The organism is Nostoc sp., assembly GCF_036917935.1.
Classification (GTDB): domain Bacteria; phylum Cyanobacteriota; class Cyanobacteriia; order Cyanobacteriales; family Nostocaceae; genus Nostoc.
Map to the genome: position 1 here is coordinate 15,337 of NZ_JBALEL010000049.1, position 17,928 is coordinate 33,264.

Consider the following 17,928-nt stretch of genomic DNA (forward strand, 5'->3'; position numbering starts at 1 on the left):
CAAGCCAGGGTATTGTTTAACTAGGAATACTGGCAATCTTCACGACTTGCTCTTAGTCTAATAGGATTGACAAATATAATAGTTTCACACCTGGTGTTTGAAACCAAGTGATGTAGATTTTCTGTTAATTATTGTTTGTAGCACTGCTCCAAATCAGGTATGTCAAATGGTTTTCTCAGACAAGCCCTCAACGCCCTGCAAAAGCAGTCGCGCTCTCGTACTTCCTATCGGGTTAACCAGTGGTTCAAATGGTTATCCCCTGGACTATCGGTAAAACGCTGGTTGTTGATCAGCGTTGGCGGTGTACTGCTAGCGAGTTTGGGGTTAGCCATTTGGATTAAGCTGACCCCAATTTTTTTAATGATCGAGTTGATTAGGGGTTTTCTGGGAGTCATCACCAACCTCTTACCGAACTATATCAGTGGGCCTTTGGTGCTGCTTGGCGGCTTGCTGTTAGTGCTTTGGGGGCAAACTCGCACCGTAGGCTCAATTACTAAGGTACTAAGAGCAGAAGGCGGGGAGGAACTCATTGATGTCTTGATGGCCCATCGTCGATTGTACCGAGGCCCGAAAATAGTGGTAATTGGTGGTGGAACGGGACTTTCTACGTTGTTGAGAGGACTGAAAACCTATAGCGCTAATATTACTGCGATCGTCACTGTCGCCGATGATGGTGGATCTTCTGGGCGTTTGCGCCAAGAATTTGGAGTGCTACCACCAGGGGATATTCGCAATTGTCTGGCTGCACTAGCAGATGAAGAAAAGTTATTAACAGAATTGTTTCAATACCGTTTTCGGGCTGGAGATGGGTTAACGGGTCACAGTTTTGGCAATTTGTTTTTAACGGCAATGAGTGATATTACAGGAGATTTAGAACAAGCAGTTGCAGCCAGTTCCAAAGTGTTAGCAGTACGGGGACAAGTACTACCAGCAACTCTCAGTGATGTTCGCCTCTGGGCAGAATTAGCCGATGGTCGTCGTATTGATGGGGAGTCTAGCATTCCTAAAGCTGGCGGTAAAATTGTCAAAATTGGCTGCATTCCAGCTAATCCTCCGGCGGTGCCAGCAGCTATTAAGGCAATTAAAGAAGCTGATTACATCATTATTGGCCCAGGTAGCCTTTATACAAGCCTAATTCCTAATTTATTAGTACCAGAAATTGCCGATGCGATCGCTCAAACAAATGCCCCCCGTATTTATATCTGCAATATAATGACTCAACCAGGAGAAACTGAAGGCTACACTGTTGCCGATCACATCAGAGCAATTGATGCTGCTTGTGGGGAAAGACGGCTATTCGATGCTGTACTGATACACAAAAAATCCCCCTCAGAGCAATCACTCATCCGCTACGCCCAACAAAACTCCCATCCCGTTTTCCTAGATAGAGAAGCCGTAACTCAGCTAGGGCGACGGATTGTTCCAGCTAATGTTTTATATGAAGATGAAACGGGTTTTGTACGTCACAATCCGCAAAAACTAGCACAAGTATTGTTGCGGTGGTACGGTAGAGGTCATCACTTAAGATAGAAAATTAGTCATTTGTTCTTTGTTTAGACTAATGACTAATGACTAATGACTAATGACTAATGACTAATGACTAATTATGAAAATTTTTCTTGCAGATACAGAAGCGACGCTACGCTTAGGTATTACTCTTGGCGAATCCCTGACCCCTGGCAGTGTAATTTTACTAGAAGGTGATTTAGGGGCTGGGAAAACTACCCTAGTTCAAGGAATTGGTAAAGGTTTGGGAATTGCTGAACCCATTGTCAGTCCCACTTTCACGCTGATTAATGAGTACACGGAAGGGCACTTTCCCCTTTACCACCTGGATTTATATCGCTTAGAACCGCAAGAAGTTGCAACCCTGAATTTAGAAAGCTACTGGGAAGGTATTGAAGTCATACCAGGAATTGTGGCAGTTGAATGGGCGGAACGATTGCCCTACAAGCCAGATAGTTATCTGAGTGTGAGTTTGACTTATGGGCATGGAGGCACTCGTCAAGTCGAACTCACACCATTCAATTGTGCCATTAGCAAAGTCATTGCCGCTATTTAAGCTGATCTCCCAACTGAAGTACGAGGGATTTGACTTTTTTGATCGCAACACTATAAAAATTTCTGCAAATAGTCGAAGGAAAACTCCACACTCGTTCTATCTGCCACTACCACGTTCGCCATTGTAAGTCACTAACATTGTTATCTCAACCAAAAAATCTCAAATTGGCTTTTATTCAATCTCAAATTGGCACTCAGCAAAGCTGACGCCAGTTACCATAACTTTGGGAAAGTTCGCAACGCCCTGGCTCTCTTTAAAAAGGGAGATTACTTTTCACTTGTTGGGTTAAATGAGAGTTTTACAGAACTTAGTCAGCTTGGTTGAACCAGATTATTTCCCTACTTTAATTCGGAGAAGCAATCTAGATTATTTAGCAGCGAAAGCTATTAGAGAAAAGTTAAACAATAATCAATTTATGTATAATTCGTCTAAGCTTGCTTACACTTAGTATTCCCAAAGTAGGTTCATAATCTATACAAAAAATGAACTAAGTGATAAATTGTTTAAATTATTTTTAATAATTTAAACTAGCAATAAATTCTTATATTCACATCTGTAATTAGCACTGATATCAATAAAATATTAACTAAAACATCTCGTATTTATACAGAATAATAGTATAAACACGAGATATTTTATCCTCGGTTATTTGAAGTTAATATGCTTACGTGGATGCACTAATAGTCTATCAAGTTTAAAGTGATAGGTAAGCCAATACTGCTCGGTTAACCCTAAAAAATAAAAATGTGTAGGTTGGGTTGGGTTGAGGAACGAAACCCAACCTACGAATATTCTTAACCGAGCAGCATTCATAGATAAGCAAGTTCGTAGTGGGGACTTTAGTCCTTATTTTCTAACCACTAAAATGCTGACTACAAACCCTCAAAACTAGCTTGACAAAGTACTAGTTATCTCTAATGAAAGAAGCGATCGCCTTTTTGATTGGAGAACCGGAGTCGTCTCTGGTGTAGTACGTAAGACCTCGCTCAATGAATGCAGAGGTAGTATCTATTAACTGCTGAAGAATCTCGGAATTAGTATTATCTATTTCTTCATTGACTTTTTCCCCTGTAAATCGGTTTTTTCGATCTTCTGGAGGTAATACAATGCGAGGATCTTTATAAGTCTCTTCTGGTTTGGGTTTAAATGTCTCATTTAAGTCAAATTGAAGACGTAAGTAACGTTTAGATTCATATCCACCCATGATTTGTCGGCAAATCGTACTATCAATCTCAGATGTAGGTTCCATAAAGATGTTAGTAAGATTCTTTACCCAGTCTAAGCCTCTCCATTTGCTTATTTGCTTATATTGATATGGTTCACCAGTTTGACCTGTGCCAATAGAAAGGATAGAAATATCTTCCAATCGCAAGTTATCCAGTTTATATTCTTGCTTGATTGTTCGAGAGATTGAAGACTGACTGACCCTCAGAACTAGACTCAAAGCAGCCAGAGCCGGATTATTAGCAGAAACTCCTCCATCAATGTGTGGGAATTCCCAATCACCAAATTTTTGTTTATCTACAGGTTCTAATTTATATGGTGGGAAAAAAGTGGGTGCTGAGGCAGAAGCGGTACATATTTCCCATAAATAACAGTCATCGTACCATCTGTCTCCTAAGTCGGGATGACAATTTGTAAAAAAGGTTGTGTTGCGATATAGCGTATCGTAGGCAAGAATCAAAATAATGGGTTTTTCAATATCCTTTATTCTTGTGGATTTATACGCATCTTTAAGGACGCTAGTAATTCCATCATGAGAATATCTAGATTCTGAAAAGACATCAAGAATTGTTTTGATGATGGGCGGAAAGTTTTTGTAGCGATCTTTTCTATCCGGTGGAAATATATCTTTACCCCCATTTTTATACATTTTAATTAGTTCATCACTCGTTTTTCCGACAGCAATCCCTCCTGTTAGTATTGAACCGGTAGAAGTGCCAGCAATCAGGTCAAAGTATTCGTGTAAAAACTCTCCTTTCCCCTGATTTCTAATTTCTTGTTCTACTTGTTGAAGTATTCGTGCTGCAACAAGTCCACGAATACCGCCACCGTCTAAAGCCAAAATTTTGAAGGACATAGCAATTATCTTTGATTATTTCTCTGGTTATCTTTCTGGGGACAAGCATCATGAGATAAATCTTCATTAGCTTGTTTACTCTTATCGGACTGGAAGAATACCTAAGTTTTTTTTAACGAACCGCCTTCTCTACGAGATACTACGCGTACCCCTACGGGGAAGCAAGCTACACGTAGCGTCTCGTAGAGAAGGACGCAAAGCAGGAAAGAGAAGAATAAATAGGTAATCTGATAGCGGGAAAGAAGTAGTTATTGAAGATTTGACTTGAAACACTTATAAATAAATTTAGGGTTTCAAGTTGCAATTTCTCCTAGAGTGACAAGTCAATACCCTTTGGTTAAAAGGGTAAAGGAGGAAAAACAAGGATTTTCGCCTTTTAGCTTTAACCAAACCGCATTGGTCTAGTCTTGACTCTGGATAGATGAAAATCTTGCCAGTTCAAGTATGGCTTTGATGTATAATTATTTGTCTACTACGTAAGCTTAAATAAATATTTGCTATAAGAAAGTTAAAGCTTGACCCCGCACTTGCGTATTTACTTGGCCTTTGTCATAAACTATTTCACCGCCGACAATGGTGGTTTTAGCCCAGCCGGTCAGGTTCCAGCCTTCAAAGGGACTCCAATGGCATTTGGTTAAAAGTTCTTCGCGTCGGACTGGGTGGTATGTGTTTAAATCTACAAGCACTAAATCGGCATCATAACCAGGTGCGATCGCTCCCTTATTCGGAATACCATAAGCCACAGCTACAGCTTTAGACATCCAGTTCACAACTTGAGCGACAGTACACTGTCCTTGCATCGCCGCAGTTAACATCAAAGCTAGGGAAGTTTCTACCCCAGGCATTCCCGAAGGACTATTGGGGTATTCTTGAGCTTTTTCTTCTAAGGTGTGCGGTGCGTGATCTGTTGCGATGAAATCAATCACGCCATCGCGCAAAGCTTGCCAGAGAACTTCGTTATCGTGGGGCGATCGCAAAGGTGGATTCATCTGTGCTAAGGTACCAATTGTTTCATAAGCACTGGTATTTAACAACAAATGCTGTGGTGTTACCTCAGCTGTCACCCAACTCGGTTTCTCCTGACGCAGCAAATCTGCTTCTTCAGCCGTTGACAAATGCAGAATATGCAGACGACGCTGATATTTTTGAGAAAGTTTTAATGCCAGTTGAGTTGCCAACAGTGCCGCTTGATTATCTTGAATTTGCGAGTGAACTGCTGGATCGTGAATGTTGGCAAATTCTTGGCGGCGTTGGTTAATTCTAGCTTGGTCTTCGGCATGAACAGCAATTAAGCGATCGCCTTTAGCAAATATCGCCTCCAATGCTGTTTCGCCATCAATCAGCAACTGACCATGCATCGACCCCATGAAAATCTTAATTCCCGGTGTTGGCTTTGCCAAAAGCAAATCTGGTAAATTCTCTGCTGTTGCCCCAATAAAAAAGCCATAATTAACCAAGGACTTGTGTGAGGCCCGTTCTAGCTTGTCGTCTAATGCCTGCTGTGTCGTAGTTAGGGGGCGCGTATTGGGCATTTCTAAAAATGTTGTGACTCCCCCTTTAGCACAGGCACAACTGGCGGTGAATAAATCTTCCTTGTGTTCTAGTCCAGGTTCGCGGAAATGCACCTGCGGATCGATAACTCCTGGCAACAAAGTTAAGCCTTCTGCGTCAATTTCAGTGACTAGTGCTGTTTGGGAGATTTCTGGCGCAACTTCGACTATTTGGCGATCGCGCGTCAACACATCCCCAACCATCAGTTCACCATTGGGTAAGATTATGCGAGCGCGGCGAATCAGTAAAATTTTTGGAGATGACATAGGGATAACAAAGTTTAGACAGGGAGCTATATATTACAGAGAACTATACTTTTAGGTTAAACTTATTCGCGATCGGAGTAACCAATTTTTGCCGCGCCTTAAAAATAAACTTTTTTTAATTTATGAAGAACCCCGTCAATCAATTTGGGATTTTAGACTTGATTGTGAGCGCTCACAATCAAGTCCACAATCTAAAATTGGTAGTCAAGATGCAAACATGACTAGGAAATTAAAGTTTTCCCGTTAAGATTAACAGATAAAGTCTCACTAGGCGAGTTAATTACCTACATCTTTCGTTAAGTTAAGTAATTTCATGCATAATCAAGTGTCTGATAACAATTCTAGTCAACAACCCGATAATTCCTGGATCGCAGAGCTAGGTAGAACAATTGTATTGAGCATTGTTCTAGCTCTGGGAATTCGTACCTTTGTTGCTGAAGCACGCTGGATTCCTTCTGGATCAATGGAACCGACTCTGCATGGTACGCCAAACCAGTGGGAGGCAGACAAAATTATTGTCGATAAGTTGAAGTATAGATTTGCTGACCCGCAGCGGGGAGATATAGTAGTATTTTCACCGACAAAAGAACTACAAAAAGAACAATACCAGGATGCTTTTATTAAACGTATAATTGCCTTACCTGGAGAAAAAATACAACTTAAGGATGGCAAAGTCTATATCAACGACAAAGCTCTACCAGAAGCCAATTACCTCAGTTCTGGTCAGACCACAGTCATTGATGTTTGCCAATCAGGGCCACAGCCACCTTTTTTAGCAAAACCCCAGACTATACCAACTGATTCATATTTAGTATTAGGTGATAATCGTAACAGTAGTTACGATGGTCGCTGCTGGGGTCTTGTCCCCCGCCAGAATATTATTGGACGTGCTGTAGTTCGCTTCTGGCCTCTAAATCATGTTGGCGGAATCGATAAATCGCCAGTATATCCATAATTAACAATATTGATTAATCAAATGGATAAGTAACAAAAGAATTTTAGATTTTAGATTGGAAACTGCTAAATCACCAATCTTTAATCCAAAATCCGAAATCTAAAATCCAAAATTGCGATGATGCCTTACCTAGCTAAGATTTTACTGTATCCAGTTAAGTCATTGGATGGTGTTGAAGTTGAGAACGCTAGAGTTCTTGCCAGTGGCGCACTACAGCATGACCGCGAGTTTGCCATTTTTGACGAACAAGGTAAATTTGTCAATGGCAAGCGTCATGCTAAAATCCATTTACTAAGGGCGCAATTTGCACTCTTAAATAGAACTATCTCGTTGCAAATTCCAGATGGCGACTTACAACAAATTTTTCATCTGGATGAGGAACGGCAAGCACTTGAAGCAACTTTGAGTGCTTTTTTTGAGTTTGCTGTCACATTGGGACAAAACTCTCTAATGGGTTTTCCTGACGATACACACTCACTTGGCCCAACGGTAATTAGTACGGCAACATTGGCAGAGGTAGCTTCTTGGTTTCCTGGTTTAAGTGTAGATGAAATGCGTCGTCGGATGCGTGCCAACATTGAGATTGGTGGTGTACCAGCATTTTGGGAAGATCAGCTATTTAGTGAACAAGGTGATTTAGTCTCCTTTCGAGTGGGAGATGTGCAATTTTTTGGGGTTAACCCATGTCAGCGTTGTATCGTCCCAACACGCGATTCTTACTTAGGGGAAGCTTACCCAAACTTTCAAAGAATTTTTGCAACCCAGCGACAAGCAACTCTGCCAAATTGGGTTGCTTCATCGCCTTTTAATCACTTTTATAGATTGAGTATTAATACCCAATTACCCCCATCGTCAGCCGGAAAAATTTTACAAATCGGCAATGATGTTGACATATTTCCACAACAAAGTCAACATTTCTTAAAAATAAAAAATACAAAGTAAATTTTTGGGGATTTTTTTGTTTATGCGATGTATTTGCATGACAATTTTAAAATTGTTGTAGTTAAATATAAGCTTTTGTAGAACTCCAGAGGTTTTCAGACCAGAAAATCAAGAGATCAGCAATTAACAATTAAATTTAGGATGGGGTGCTAATGGCGACCTGAATTTTAGAATGTCATACTGGAGCTTATCGGTTAAATTTCAGTTCATTTGAGAAAATCTGTTGACATATTGCCAGATAAAACTGAGCAAATTCAGGTGCAATCGCAAAGTTTGAAAATTAGGCGTTGGAGGAATTCAGCCAGTCAAATAAGTATAAAATAAAGAAGTTATGCTTTTTTATACTAAAAATTTAAAATATTTCATCATAAAAGCGAGAGAACACCGTAATTGTCATGAGAACAAGTGTAGCTTGTGTGGCAAAAATGTACCTAGTATAGACTGGGGAAGAATTAAACAACAATGTTATCCAAACTTCAGCCCGTCAAATCGATTAATCGCTTAGTTGGCAAAGTTTATGCCAAGATGCCCTTGAGGTATGTTCTGATTCTGCCCTTTATATTGCAAATTTGTGGGGCGGTGGGACTTGTGGGCTATCTTTCGTATCAAAACGGTCAAAAAGCGGTAAACGAGCTTGCTACTCAATTAGAAAATGAAATCTGCGATCGCATTGAACAACATCTTGATAGCTATTTAACAACCCCGAAGCAAATCAATCAAATCAACTTAGATGCGATTGAGCTAGGTTTGCTCAACCTTTCGGACTTTCAAACCACCGGAAATTACTTTTGGAAACAAATGCAGGTTTTCAATGTTGGCTACAACAACTTTGCCAACCCCAAAGGTGAATTTATCGGTATTGAACGTTTAGATAATGGCACGCTCTTAATTAATCAAGTTACCCAAAAGCATGGCATCGGGAAACTTTATGTTTATAATACAGCCCGAAAAGGGAATCGCCGCCAGTTGCAGCAAGTCAAAAATTACGATCCTCGTCTAGAAGCGTGGTATGCAGATGCAGTCAAGATAGGCAAACCCGTCTGGAGTCAAATTTATCAATGGGAAGATAAACCACAAATTTTATCCATATCTTCCAGCTATCCTGTTTACGATAAAACTCACAAACTTGTTGGGGTGATTGGTATCGATTTGATATTGTCACAAATCAGCAACTTTTTAGCCAAATTAAATACCGAACGGTCGAGTCAAACTTTTATTTTAGAACGTTCTGGGTTAATAGTGGCTTCTTCTACTAGCGAGCCACCATATACCATTATTAATGGTAAAGGAAAACGTCTATCAGCATTAAATAGTCAAAATTCTTTAATTAGACTCACAACACAGTCTTTGATCAAACGCTTTGGTAATCTTGGGTTTATTGCGGGGAAGCAACAGCTAAGTTTTACCGCCGATGGAATGCGTTATTTTGTGCAGGTAAAAAGTTGGAGAGACGCTCTGGGTTTAGATTGGCTAATCGTGGCGGTGATTCCCGAAGGCGAATTTATGGAGCAAATTAATGCCAACACCCGCATGACTATTTTGCTGTGCATAGTTGCTTTTTTAGTGACTACAAGAATTGGGATTTTGACTGCTCGTTGGGTAATTAAGCCGATTTTACAATTAAATACATCAGCGAAGAAAATTGCTCAAGGTGAATGGGAGCAAACACCAGAAATTCAGCGTTCCGATGAACTGGGAGAACTAGCCAAATCATTTGAAACTATGGCAAAGCAACTCCAAGCATCCTTTAGTGCTTTAGAAGCAAAGAATGCCCAGATGCAAGTTTTAAATGAGGCGCTATCTCATAATCAGAGTCGGCTAACTCAATTTTTAGAAGCCATGCCGGTAGGTGTATTGATCATCGATGCGTCAGGTGAACCTTATTATACAAATCAGATTGGGCAGCAAATTCTCGGTCAAGGGACAATAGCAGAAGTTAGAGTCGAAGAATTGTCAGAGGTATATCAAGCTTACCTTGCCGGGACAGATCAACTTTACCCCAGCGATCGCTTACCAATTTCGAGAGCATTGCTTGGGGAAAGCACCAGGGTTGATGATGTGGAAATTCGTCGTTGTGACAAGATTACTCCCATTGAGGTTTTAGGAAAGCCAATTTATGATGAATCGGGGAATCTTGTTTTTGCGATCGTCACATTTTTTGATATCACCCAACGCAAACAAACAGAAAAGTTATTAGCAGAATACAATCGCACCTTAGAGGCTCAAGTAAAAAAACGTACTGAAGAGTTTCGGCAAGTTATCGAGCAACTGCAAACCACCCAAGAAGAACTGATTCAATCGCAAAAAATCGCTGCACAAGAGCAACAAGCAGCCGTTCGGGAAGCAGCGCGAAGCGCCGCCGCCAACCTCGCCAAAAGCGAATTTCTTGCTAACATGAGCCACGAACTGCGTACCCCACTCAATGCCATTCTTGGTTTCACCCAAGTCATGAGTCGAGATTATTCGCTATCTAGCGAACATCAAGAAAACTTGGCAATAATTAATCGTGCTGGCGAACATCTACTCAAATTAATTAATGACATTCTAGAAATGTCTAAAATCGAAGCTGGCAAAATCACCTTAAATCGCAGCAGCTTTGACTTAATTCATCTGTTGAAGAACTTAGAAGAGATGTTGCACTTGCGTGCTAAATCTAAAAATTTAGAATTACTGTTTGAATATGCACAAGATATTCCTAAATACATAGAAACAGACGAAAATAAACTGTGCCAAGTCTTGCTCAACCTCTTGGGAAATGCCATCAAATTTACTGATAAAGGAAGGGTGACACTACGAGTGAGACTGGGGGCTGGGGAGCTAAAGGAGCAGGGGGAGCAAAATCTTCCTTATCCCCCTCTTCTCTTCTTCGAGGTACAAGACACTGGCTGTGGTATTGCTCCACAAGAAATTGACTTGCTGTTTGAGGCTTTTGAACAAACCGAAATCGGCAGAAAATTCCAACAGGGGACGGGACTGGGTTTAGCGATTAGCCGTAAATACGTGCAACTGATGGGAGGAGATATTACTGTCGGCACTATGCCTAGTGTCGGTAGTACATTTGCCTTTGATGTTCAGATTGCTCTAACTTGCCCCAGAGAAATCCCGATAAACCAAATTAAATCCCAAATTCTAGCTTTAGCGCCGACTGAGAAAGTATACCGGATCTTAGTAGTTGACGACTCCAAAGAAAGCCGTCTGTTGTTAGTTAAAATTCTCACATCTCTAGGCTTTGAAGTCAACGAAGCTACAGATGGTAGTGAAGCAGTTGCTAATTGGGAATCTTGGCAACCACACTTGATTTTTATGGATATGCGAATGCCGGTCATGGATGGTTACGAAGCCACAAGAATTATTAAAGCTAGAGGAATAGGGCATAGGGTAGCCAATACGTTGCGGAGGTTCCCAAAATTGAAACAACTGGTGTCATCGAGGAGCCAGTACCTTGCAGCAGGGTTAACCGATTCAGATGACGGCGAGGTTCTCAAAGTTGTACGAAATGCGTCTTCCACACCAGAAGCAACTGGTGTCATCGGAAATAATGCTTCTGGTGCGTCCACTTGGCGATCGCTCCTGCCAACAGCGTTGGCTCCTGCTTGCGACTTCTCTAGAGCAACGCCGGATTGCTCCAATACACCTACAATCATTATTGCCCTAACTGCTAGCGCCTTTGAGGAAGAACGCCAGAAAATTTTGTCTATTGGCTGTGATGATTTTATTCGCAAGCCATTCACACAGGAAGTATTATTGGAAAAACTGAGCCAACATCTGGGTTTAAAATATACCAATCAAGTAGAAACCACAAAAGGTGCAGGTGTCGATCAAGCTACACAGATTTATGTCACTGTTGCCGAACTCCTGAGCCATTTATCACAAATGTCACCTGAGTGGCTCCAACAGATTCACTATGCCGCAGCCAGCTGTAGCGATGAACTGATTTTAGAGTTACTCAAGCAAATTCCATCCGATAATGCTCACGTTTTCCAAGTTCTCAGGGATTTAGCAAATAACTACCAGTTTGAGAAAATCATGGAATTGACTACAACAAACGTAGAATGAATTACGAGCATTTAGACCCTGATAAAAAAGATATTTTGATCATTGACGATATGGCGGACAACCTCCGGGTTTTATCCTCCATATTGACAAGGGAAGGGTATAACGTTCGTAAAGCTTTGAATTGGCAAATGGCACTGACAGCAACTCAAACATTATTACCTGATTTGATTCTACTTGATATTATGATGCCAGAAGTAGATGGCTATGAAATTTGTCAGACCTTTAAAGCTTGGGAGCTAACAGCCGATATTCCGGTGATTTTTATTAGCGCTTTAGATGATGTTTTTGACAAAGTTAAAGCCTTTCAGGTGGGTGGTGTAGACTACATCACCAAACCTTTTGAGTTTCAAGAAGTTTTAGTGCGTGTGCAAAATCAACTGGCATTGAGATCGGCGCGACTAGAAATATTGAAACTAAATGTGGAACTGGAACATCGGGTAAAACAGCGGACTGGGGAACTAGAAAAAACTCTACAAAAACTTCAACAAGAAATCCATTCCCGCCAGAAATTGCAAAGTCAACTGCTAGATATAGCACTGCATGATTCCCTGACTGGATTACCAAACCGAGTTTTGTTTATTAGGCGACTAGAAAATGCTCTGAATCGGGCGAAGCAAGAATCTAGTTATCAGTTTGCAGTACTTTTTTTAGACTGCGATCGCTTCAAAGTTGTCAATGATTCCCTTGGTCATCCGGTAGGAGATGAATTACTGATAGCCATTGCTCGCCGCTTGCAAGCATGTCTGATACCTATTGATACTTTAGCACGATTGGGCGGGGACGAATTTGGAATTCTCCTAGAAAATATTACAGATATCAATATAGCAATCCAAGTTGCAGAATCTTTTCTGCAACAGCTATCACTTGCTTTTAAACTGTCAAGATATGAAGTATTTATGAATGTCAGTATTGGTATTAGTTGGGGCAATAAAGATTACGATCGCCCAGAGTATTTACTACGGGATGCTGATACGGCAATGTATCGAGCTAAGGCTCAAGGGAGAGCCAAGTATCACGTTTTCAATCCAGCGATGCATCAGGAAGCTCTTCAGCTTTTAGAGTTAGAAAATGACCTGCGAAGGGCTGTTGAAAGGCAAGAATTTCTCGTTTATTATCAGCCAATTGTTTCTCTAACTACAGGTAGAATTTCTGGATTTGAAGCCTTGGTGCGCTGGCAACATCCGATTCGTGGTCTGGTTTCTCCCATAGAATTTATTCCTGTGGCCGAAGAAACGGGTTTGATTAATGCCATCAATACTTGGGTATTACAGTCAGCTTGTCATCAACTAAGCATCTGGCAACATCATCCAATTACACCAGAACCTCTAACTATGAGTGTCAATTTGAGTGCAAGGTTGTTTTTACAGCCGAATTTGGTAGAACAAATTGACCGAATAATTTATGAAAATAAAATAAATCCTGCATATTTGGAATTAGAAATTACCGAAAGTGTAATTATGGAAAATACTGAGGCGATAAAAATAATTCTTCAACAACTAAAGCAGCGAAAAATCAAGTTGATTATGGATGATTTTGGTACAGGATATTCATCTTTAAGTTACCTGCACAGCTTTCCTTTGAATGCACTTAAAATTGATAAATCTTTCGTCAAACGTATGCAGGAGAACAATGATAATATGGGGTTAGTACCAGCAATGATTGGGATTGCCAACTCAATGGGGATGAGTGCGATCGCTGAAGGTGTCGAAACACAAGAACAGTTAGCCCAATTGAGAAGTTTAAACTGTGATTTTGCTCAAGGATATCTATTTTCTCAACCCATAGAACAACAATTAGTTTTTAAGTTGCTCACGGCAGCACCTCAATGGTAGCTATCAAGTAGCACCTGGGAAAAATTTCATTGTTGATGCTCGGCTAGATAATCTGCGTGTGCTATCTACTATACTGCTTACAGCCCTTTATCAGCTTCTCAAAGCTAATAACTGGTCAATAACTTCGATAGTCAGCAAAACTCTCCAGCCACATGAGAGTTAAACTATAAATACAAGTATTTCGGTGAAATTGGTTAACACACTTCAGGGTGATTTGAAAGAAGCATTTACTATTCTCAATAATTATACGCATAACTTTTGATAATAATGCATTTTAATCAAACTAACCATCATAAAAGAAATATTTTGGTGGTAGATGATACCCCAGATAATTTGCGGCTTTTATCGGCGATGTTGACTGCACAAGGTTTTGAAGTTCGCAAAGCCTTAAACGGTAAAATGGCACTGACTGCGTGTCAAATGGTTTTGCCCGATGTGATTTTGCTAGATATCAATATGCCCGGTATGGATGGCTACCAAGTTTGTCAACAACTGAAAGCTGACGATAAAACTTGTGAAGTCCCAGTAATTTTTATTAGCGCCCTGGATGATGTTGTAGATAAGGTGAAAGCCTTTGATGTTGGTGGTGTCGATTATATTGCCAAACCTTTTCATGGGGCAGAAGTGGTATTGCGAATTGAAAATCAGATTAATTTACGTTTGCTCCAAGTTAAACTGCAAGAAAAAAACTTTTTACTCCAACAGGCTCTTGACGACTTGAAAGCCTCTCAAGTTCAACAAATTCAGAACGAAAAGATGGTGGCGCTGGGACAGTTAGTGGCTGGGCTGGCTCATGAGATTAATAACCCGATCAGTTTTATTTATGGAAATCTCCAATATGCTGGTCAATATGTGGAAGACCTAGTGAATATGATTGAGGTCTATCAGCAAGAATATCCCAAACCCACACCAAAAATTCAGCAAATAGCCAAAGATGTAGACCTGAATTTTATCATTAAGGATCTGCAAAACCTGATAGGTGCAATGTATAGAGGATCTGATCGCATTCGGGAAATTGTACTGGCGCTACAACACTTCTCTCGGCATGATGAAGCAGAGATGAAGCGGGTAAATATCCATGAAGACATCGAAAATACTTTGGTGATGTTACAACATCGGCTCAGAGAGGCAGCAGACCATCCGGCAATTGTTGTAGTGAAAGATTATGGTAACTTGCCCCTAGTCACTTGTTATGCGAGTCAATTAAATCAAGTATTTATGCATCTGTTGAATAATGCTATTGATGCAATAGAAGAGGGAATGGGGAATGGGGAGTGGGGAATGGGGAATCAATCTTTAAAAGAGGGAGTAGAGAATGGGGAGTGGAGAGTGGGAAATCAATCTTCTACTCCCTACTCCCTACTACCTACTCCCCAAATTCGGATTCATACAGAGGTGACAGACTTGAATATGGTCAAAATTGCGATCGCTGATAATGGTCTTGGTATTGAAGAGTCGTTGCTCTCGCGTTTATTTGACCCATTCTTTACGACAAAACCTGTGGGCAAAGGTAGTGGACTAGGATTATCTATTAGCTATCAGATTATCGTGCAAAAACACCGAGGAAATATTAGCTGTAACTCATCTGTTGGCAAAGGAGCAGAGTTTGTGATCGAAATTCCCACAGAGCAACCTGATATCTCATCGCAATTTTCAAAATCGGAAAAGGGATTAGAGACTGGGGATTAGGTACTGGGTTTTGAAACGAAAAATTATAGAATTCGCTCTAACCCCGAACATATTTTGGAATGTTTACCCAGTCCTCAGTCCCCGATAAATCTAATTAATCAACAATTCTGGTGCTACCAATCCTTTTTGGATAGCTAAGACTGCGGCTTGAGTGCGATCGCGTACTTCTAGTTTTTGTAAAATAGCATGGACATGAACCCGCACTGTACCAGGGGCAATGTAGAGAATTTCAGCAATTTCTTGATTGCTTTTGCCAGCTGCTACCAGTGCCAAAATTTCTTGCTCCCGCTTCGTTAAAGGATTTTCTAAAGATTCCTCAGTTTTTGCAGACTGCACCGCCATAGAATTGCCCTCAAAAGCGGCTCTAATTTCAGTTGTTGCAGTTTGATCCCACCAAGAAGCGCCCGCTGCAACCGATCGCACTGCCAATATCAAAGACTCAGCAGGAATACCTTTAAGGCAGTAACCTTGTGCGCCGGCGGCAATTAACCGCGAAATTAGGGGTTTTTCAGAACGAGACGTTAAAACCAGAATTGGTAAATTTGGGTGCTTCTGCTTGATTTGGCGACAAGCCTCAATCCCGCCAATTCCCGGTAAACCTATATCTAACAAGACCAAATCCAGAGGATAGCGATTTGCTAATTCTACAGCTTGTTCCCCATCTTCTGCTTCTGCGACAATCTCCAAACTGGTTTCTTGTTGCAACCGCATCCGCAGACCAAGCCGAAATAATTCATCATCTTCAACAAGTAAGATTTTTGTCATTAGTAATTGGGCATTGGGCATTGGGGATTGGGGATTGGGGATTGGGCATTGGGCATTGGGCATTGGGCATTGGGAAAGAGAAAGCAGATCGCGCAGCGTGTCGTAGAGAAGGCAAGAGTTCTTCAATTTTGAATTTTGAATTTTGAATTGATTTCTCATCTCCCCGGTGGTGGACAAGCTGGGAGTCGAAAACCAAATAGTGCGCCCCGTGGTGAGCGATTCTCTGCCCAAATTGTACCCCCATGAGCAACTATAATTTGCCTAGTCAAATAAAGCCCCAATCCAGAACCTGAGACGTGGCGATCGCTATTTCCTTGATAAAACCTCTCAAATAAGTGGGGTAACTCTTTTTCGGTAATGCCGGAACCAGTATCGAGTATTTTTACCACTTGATCGCTAGAATAACCTTCAAATACTACTTCCACTTTACCGCCACGAGGGGTATGGTTAATGCCATTACTCAGGAGATTGCTGAAGACTCGCCCAAGTTGCAAAGAATCGCCATTTACCCAGAGAAAGCTCCGAAAATCTGATTCGCCATAGTGCAGAGAAATATAAACCTGACGTGTTCTCGCTAGTTCAGTCAGTGTAGCGATGATCTCCTCTGCCACTGTCACCAAGTTAACTGCTGATATCTGTAGTTTCAGCCCTTCGGCATCATTGCGGTACACATCTAAAAGGGTTTGGACTAATTGCAGTGTACTGCGATGACTACGAGCCATTGTTTGTAAGACTTTTACTTGCATGGGCGTGATTTCACCAAATTGCTCATTTTGAAAATATTTCAGCGTTTCAATTGCTCCTAATAGGGGTGTTTTCAAATCATGCGTTAGGGTAGAAACAAAATCTTCACGCATGATAGCTAGTTGTTCTTGGGAGCGTAATTGTGCTTGCGTATAAGCGATCGCTTCTTCGTTGCGATGGTTGCGATCGCTTAACCAACCCGTTACCACCAATGCCAACACTGCAATCAACCTATTTGCCAACGTTGGGTAATTAATCATTTCTCCTCCTGGGACAAACAAATTCAATAATGTTAATCCTGTAGCTGCAAGAGTGATCCCCAAAACTGCTCTCCGATTCAATCGAGAATCTGCTAATAAAATCGTCCCTGTGTAGAGGTAGCCAAATACGTACTCTGGAGGTGTCAAATATTCTAGTATGATCACGATCGCAAAGGCGATCGCTATTAGTCCATAGGTCTTTCCACGTTCATTTATCGCTTCTTTCATAGTCAATAATCGACTTAATATCGTCATTTATGATTTACTAAAAATCTGGCTAGTCCTGAAATATATTTGGAGCATACTGCCGTCAGCGCGATCGCACCTAATGCAGTCGATTGGAAATATATGGGAGCGATGCCTACTTTGGCAAGCTACGCTAATCTCACTCAAGCAATTCTGACTAATCGGGGTCAAATCCTTATATTCTCTAGATCGCAGCCTTTCGGCGTACAGCCTTAACCCAGATGAGTAATGCTGGTATCTCACTGTGGGTAATTCAGGAAATCTCAGGGCATCGGAATTTAGAGCAGTTCCAGAGACGCTTATAAGTGCGTGACCATCAGGTATTGGAGGCGGCAGCGGCGTTGTCGATGTTGTCAGGGAGCAATGCAATGGGGAATCTGAGTGTATAAGTTCTGCAAACTTGGAAAATGTATTGTATAAACAAATAATCCTAATTAGTTTAAATAGATGAATTAAAAGTAAAGATTAAATATTCTTAAC

At 41.0% G+C, this 17,928-nt stretch carries 12 protein-coding genes and 1 pseudogene; 9 read left to right on the plus strand and 4 right to left on the minus strand.

Going from position 1 to position 17,928, the window contains the following annotated elements:
* Positions 1 to 159 precede the first annotated feature (159 nt).
* Both V7K62_RS20435 and tsaE read left to right on the plus strand, forming a co-directional pair.
* Positions 160 to 1,530, plus strand: coding sequence for a gluconeogenesis factor YvcK family protein (locus V7K62_RS20435; protein ID WP_334867217.1), 1,371 nt, complete (start codon positions 160 to 162; stop codon positions 1,528 to 1,530).
* Positions 1,531 to 1,606: 76 nt separating this feature from the next.
* On the plus strand, positions 1,607 to 2,062 hold the full coding sequence (gene tsaE / locus V7K62_RS20440) for a tRNA (adenosine(37)-N6)-threonylcarbamoyltransferase complex ATPase subunit type 1 TsaE (protein ID WP_334867219.1): 456 nt from the start codon (positions 1,607 to 1,609) through the stop codon (positions 2,060 to 2,062).
* A 904-nt stretch (positions 2,063 to 2,966) separates the two neighbouring features.
* On the opposite strand, the gene V7K62_RS20445 is transcribed toward tsaE, so the two are convergent.
* On the minus strand, positions 2,967 to 4,142 hold the full coding sequence (locus V7K62_RS20445; protein WP_334867221.1) for a patatin-like phospholipase family protein: 1,176 nt from the start codon (positions 4,140 to 4,142) through the stop codon (positions 2,967 to 2,969).
* 497 nt (positions 4,143 to 4,639) lie between these two features.
* A complete protein-coding gene (locus tag V7K62_RS20450; protein WP_334867225.1) occupies positions 4,640 to 5,959 on the minus strand; it encodes a dihydroorotase in 1,320 nt (439 codons plus the stop codon).
* Between the two features lie 313 nt (positions 5,960 to 6,272).
* Between V7K62_RS20450 and lepB the strand changes: the two genes are divergently transcribed.
* The 5 genes from lepB (at position 6,273) to V7K62_RS20475 (ending at position 15,433) form a co-directional block, all read left to right on the plus strand.
* Entirely contained in the window at positions 6,273 to 6,914 is a 642-nt protein-coding gene (lepB, locus tag V7K62_RS20455) for a signal peptidase I (RefSeq protein WP_334867227.1), read from the plus strand.
* A 120-nt stretch (positions 6,915 to 7,034) separates the two neighbouring features.
* Positions 7,035 to 7,856: an MOSC domain-containing protein gene (locus tag V7K62_RS20460; protein WP_334867332.1), complete on the plus strand. Its 822-nt coding sequence runs from the start codon at positions 7,035 to 7,037 to the stop codon at positions 7,854 to 7,856.
* A 462-nt stretch (positions 7,857 to 8,318) separates the two neighbouring features.
* Entirely contained in the window at positions 8,319 to 11,912 is a 3,594-nt protein-coding gene (locus tag V7K62_RS20465; RefSeq protein ID WP_334867229.1) for an ATP-binding protein, read from the plus strand.
* A complete protein-coding gene (locus V7K62_RS20470) occupies positions 11,909 to 13,744 on the plus strand; it encodes a GGDEF/EAL domain-containing response regulator (RefSeq protein ID WP_334867231.1) in 1,836 nt (611 codons plus the stop codon). Before V7K62_RS20465 ends, V7K62_RS20470 begins: the two co-directional genes overlap by 4 nt.
* A gap of 267 nt (positions 13,745 to 14,011) precedes the next feature.
* The gene (locus V7K62_RS20475; RefSeq protein WP_334867233.1) at positions 14,012 to 15,433 is read left to right on the plus strand and encodes a hybrid sensor histidine kinase/response regulator; all 1,422 of its coding nucleotides are present in this window, start codon (positions 14,012 to 14,014) and stop codon (positions 15,431 to 15,433) included.
* Positions 15,434 to 15,523: 90 nt separating this feature from the next.
* Here the strand turns inward: V7K62_RS20475 and V7K62_RS20480 are convergent, their stop codons facing one another.
* Entirely contained in the window at positions 15,524 to 16,198 is a 675-nt protein-coding gene (locus V7K62_RS20480) for a response regulator transcription factor (protein WP_335101677.1), read from the minus strand.
* A 155-nt stretch (positions 16,199 to 16,353) separates the two neighbouring features.
* The gene (locus V7K62_RS20485) at positions 16,354 to 17,430 is read right to left on the minus strand and encodes a sensor histidine kinase (RefSeq protein WP_334867235.1); all 1,077 of its coding nucleotides are present in this window, start codon (positions 17,428 to 17,430) and stop codon (positions 16,354 to 16,356) included.
* 66 nt (positions 17,431 to 17,496) lie between these two features.
* On the opposite strand from V7K62_RS20485, the gene V7K62_RS20490 reads away from it, so the two are divergent.
* Together V7K62_RS20490 and V7K62_RS20495 are read left to right on the plus strand one after the other, a co-directional pair.
* Positions 17,497 to 17,664, plus strand: a complete 168-nt coding sequence (locus tag V7K62_RS20490) for a hypothetical protein (protein ID WP_334867237.1) — start codon at positions 17,497 to 17,499, stop codon at positions 17,662 to 17,664.
* A pseudogene (locus tag V7K62_RS20495) lies at positions 17,643 to 17,753 on the plus strand (site-specific integrase); the annotation flags it as partial. The gene V7K62_RS20490 and the pseudogene V7K62_RS20495, both read left to right, overlap by 22 nt.
* Positions 17,754 to 17,928 lie beyond the last annotated feature (175 nt).

Coding starts and splice junctions, on each gene's coding strand:
- V7K62_RS20435 (WP_334867217.1), top strand. CDS start 160: ATGTCAAATGGTTTTCTCAGACAAGCCCTCAACGCCCTGCAAAAGCAG.
- tsaE (WP_334867219.1), top strand. CDS start 1,607: ATGAAAATTTTTCTTGCAGATACAGAAGCGACGCTACGCTTAGGTATT.
- V7K62_RS20445 (WP_334867221.1), bottom strand. CDS start 4,142: ATGTCCTTCAAAATTTTGGCTTTAGACGGTGGCGGTATTCGTGGACTT.
- V7K62_RS20450 (WP_334867225.1), bottom strand. CDS start 5,959: ATGTCATCTCCAAAAATTTTACTGATTCGCCGCGCTCGCATAATCTTA.
- lepB (WP_334867227.1), top strand. CDS start 6,273: ATGCATAATCAAGTGTCTGATAACAATTCTAGTCAACAACCCGATAAT.
- V7K62_RS20460 (WP_334867332.1), top strand. CDS start 7,035: ATGCCTTACCTAGCTAAGATTTTACTGTATCCAGTTAAGTCATTGGAT.
- V7K62_RS20465 (WP_334867229.1), top strand. CDS start 8,319: ATGTTATCCAAACTTCAGCCCGTCAAATCGATTAATCGCTTAGTTGGC.
- V7K62_RS20470 (WP_334867231.1), top strand. CDS start 11,909: ATGAATTACGAGCATTTAGACCCTGATAAAAAAGATATTTTGATCATT.
- V7K62_RS20475 (WP_334867233.1), top strand. CDS start 14,012: ATGCATTTTAATCAAACTAACCATCATAAAAGAAATATTTTGGTGGTA.
- V7K62_RS20480 (WP_335101677.1), bottom strand. CDS start 16,198: ATGACAAAAATCTTACTTGTTGAAGATGATGAATTATTTCGGCTTGGT.
- V7K62_RS20485 (WP_334867235.1), bottom strand. CDS start 17,430: ATGAAAGAAGCGATAAATGAACGTGGAAAGACCTATGGACTAATAGCG.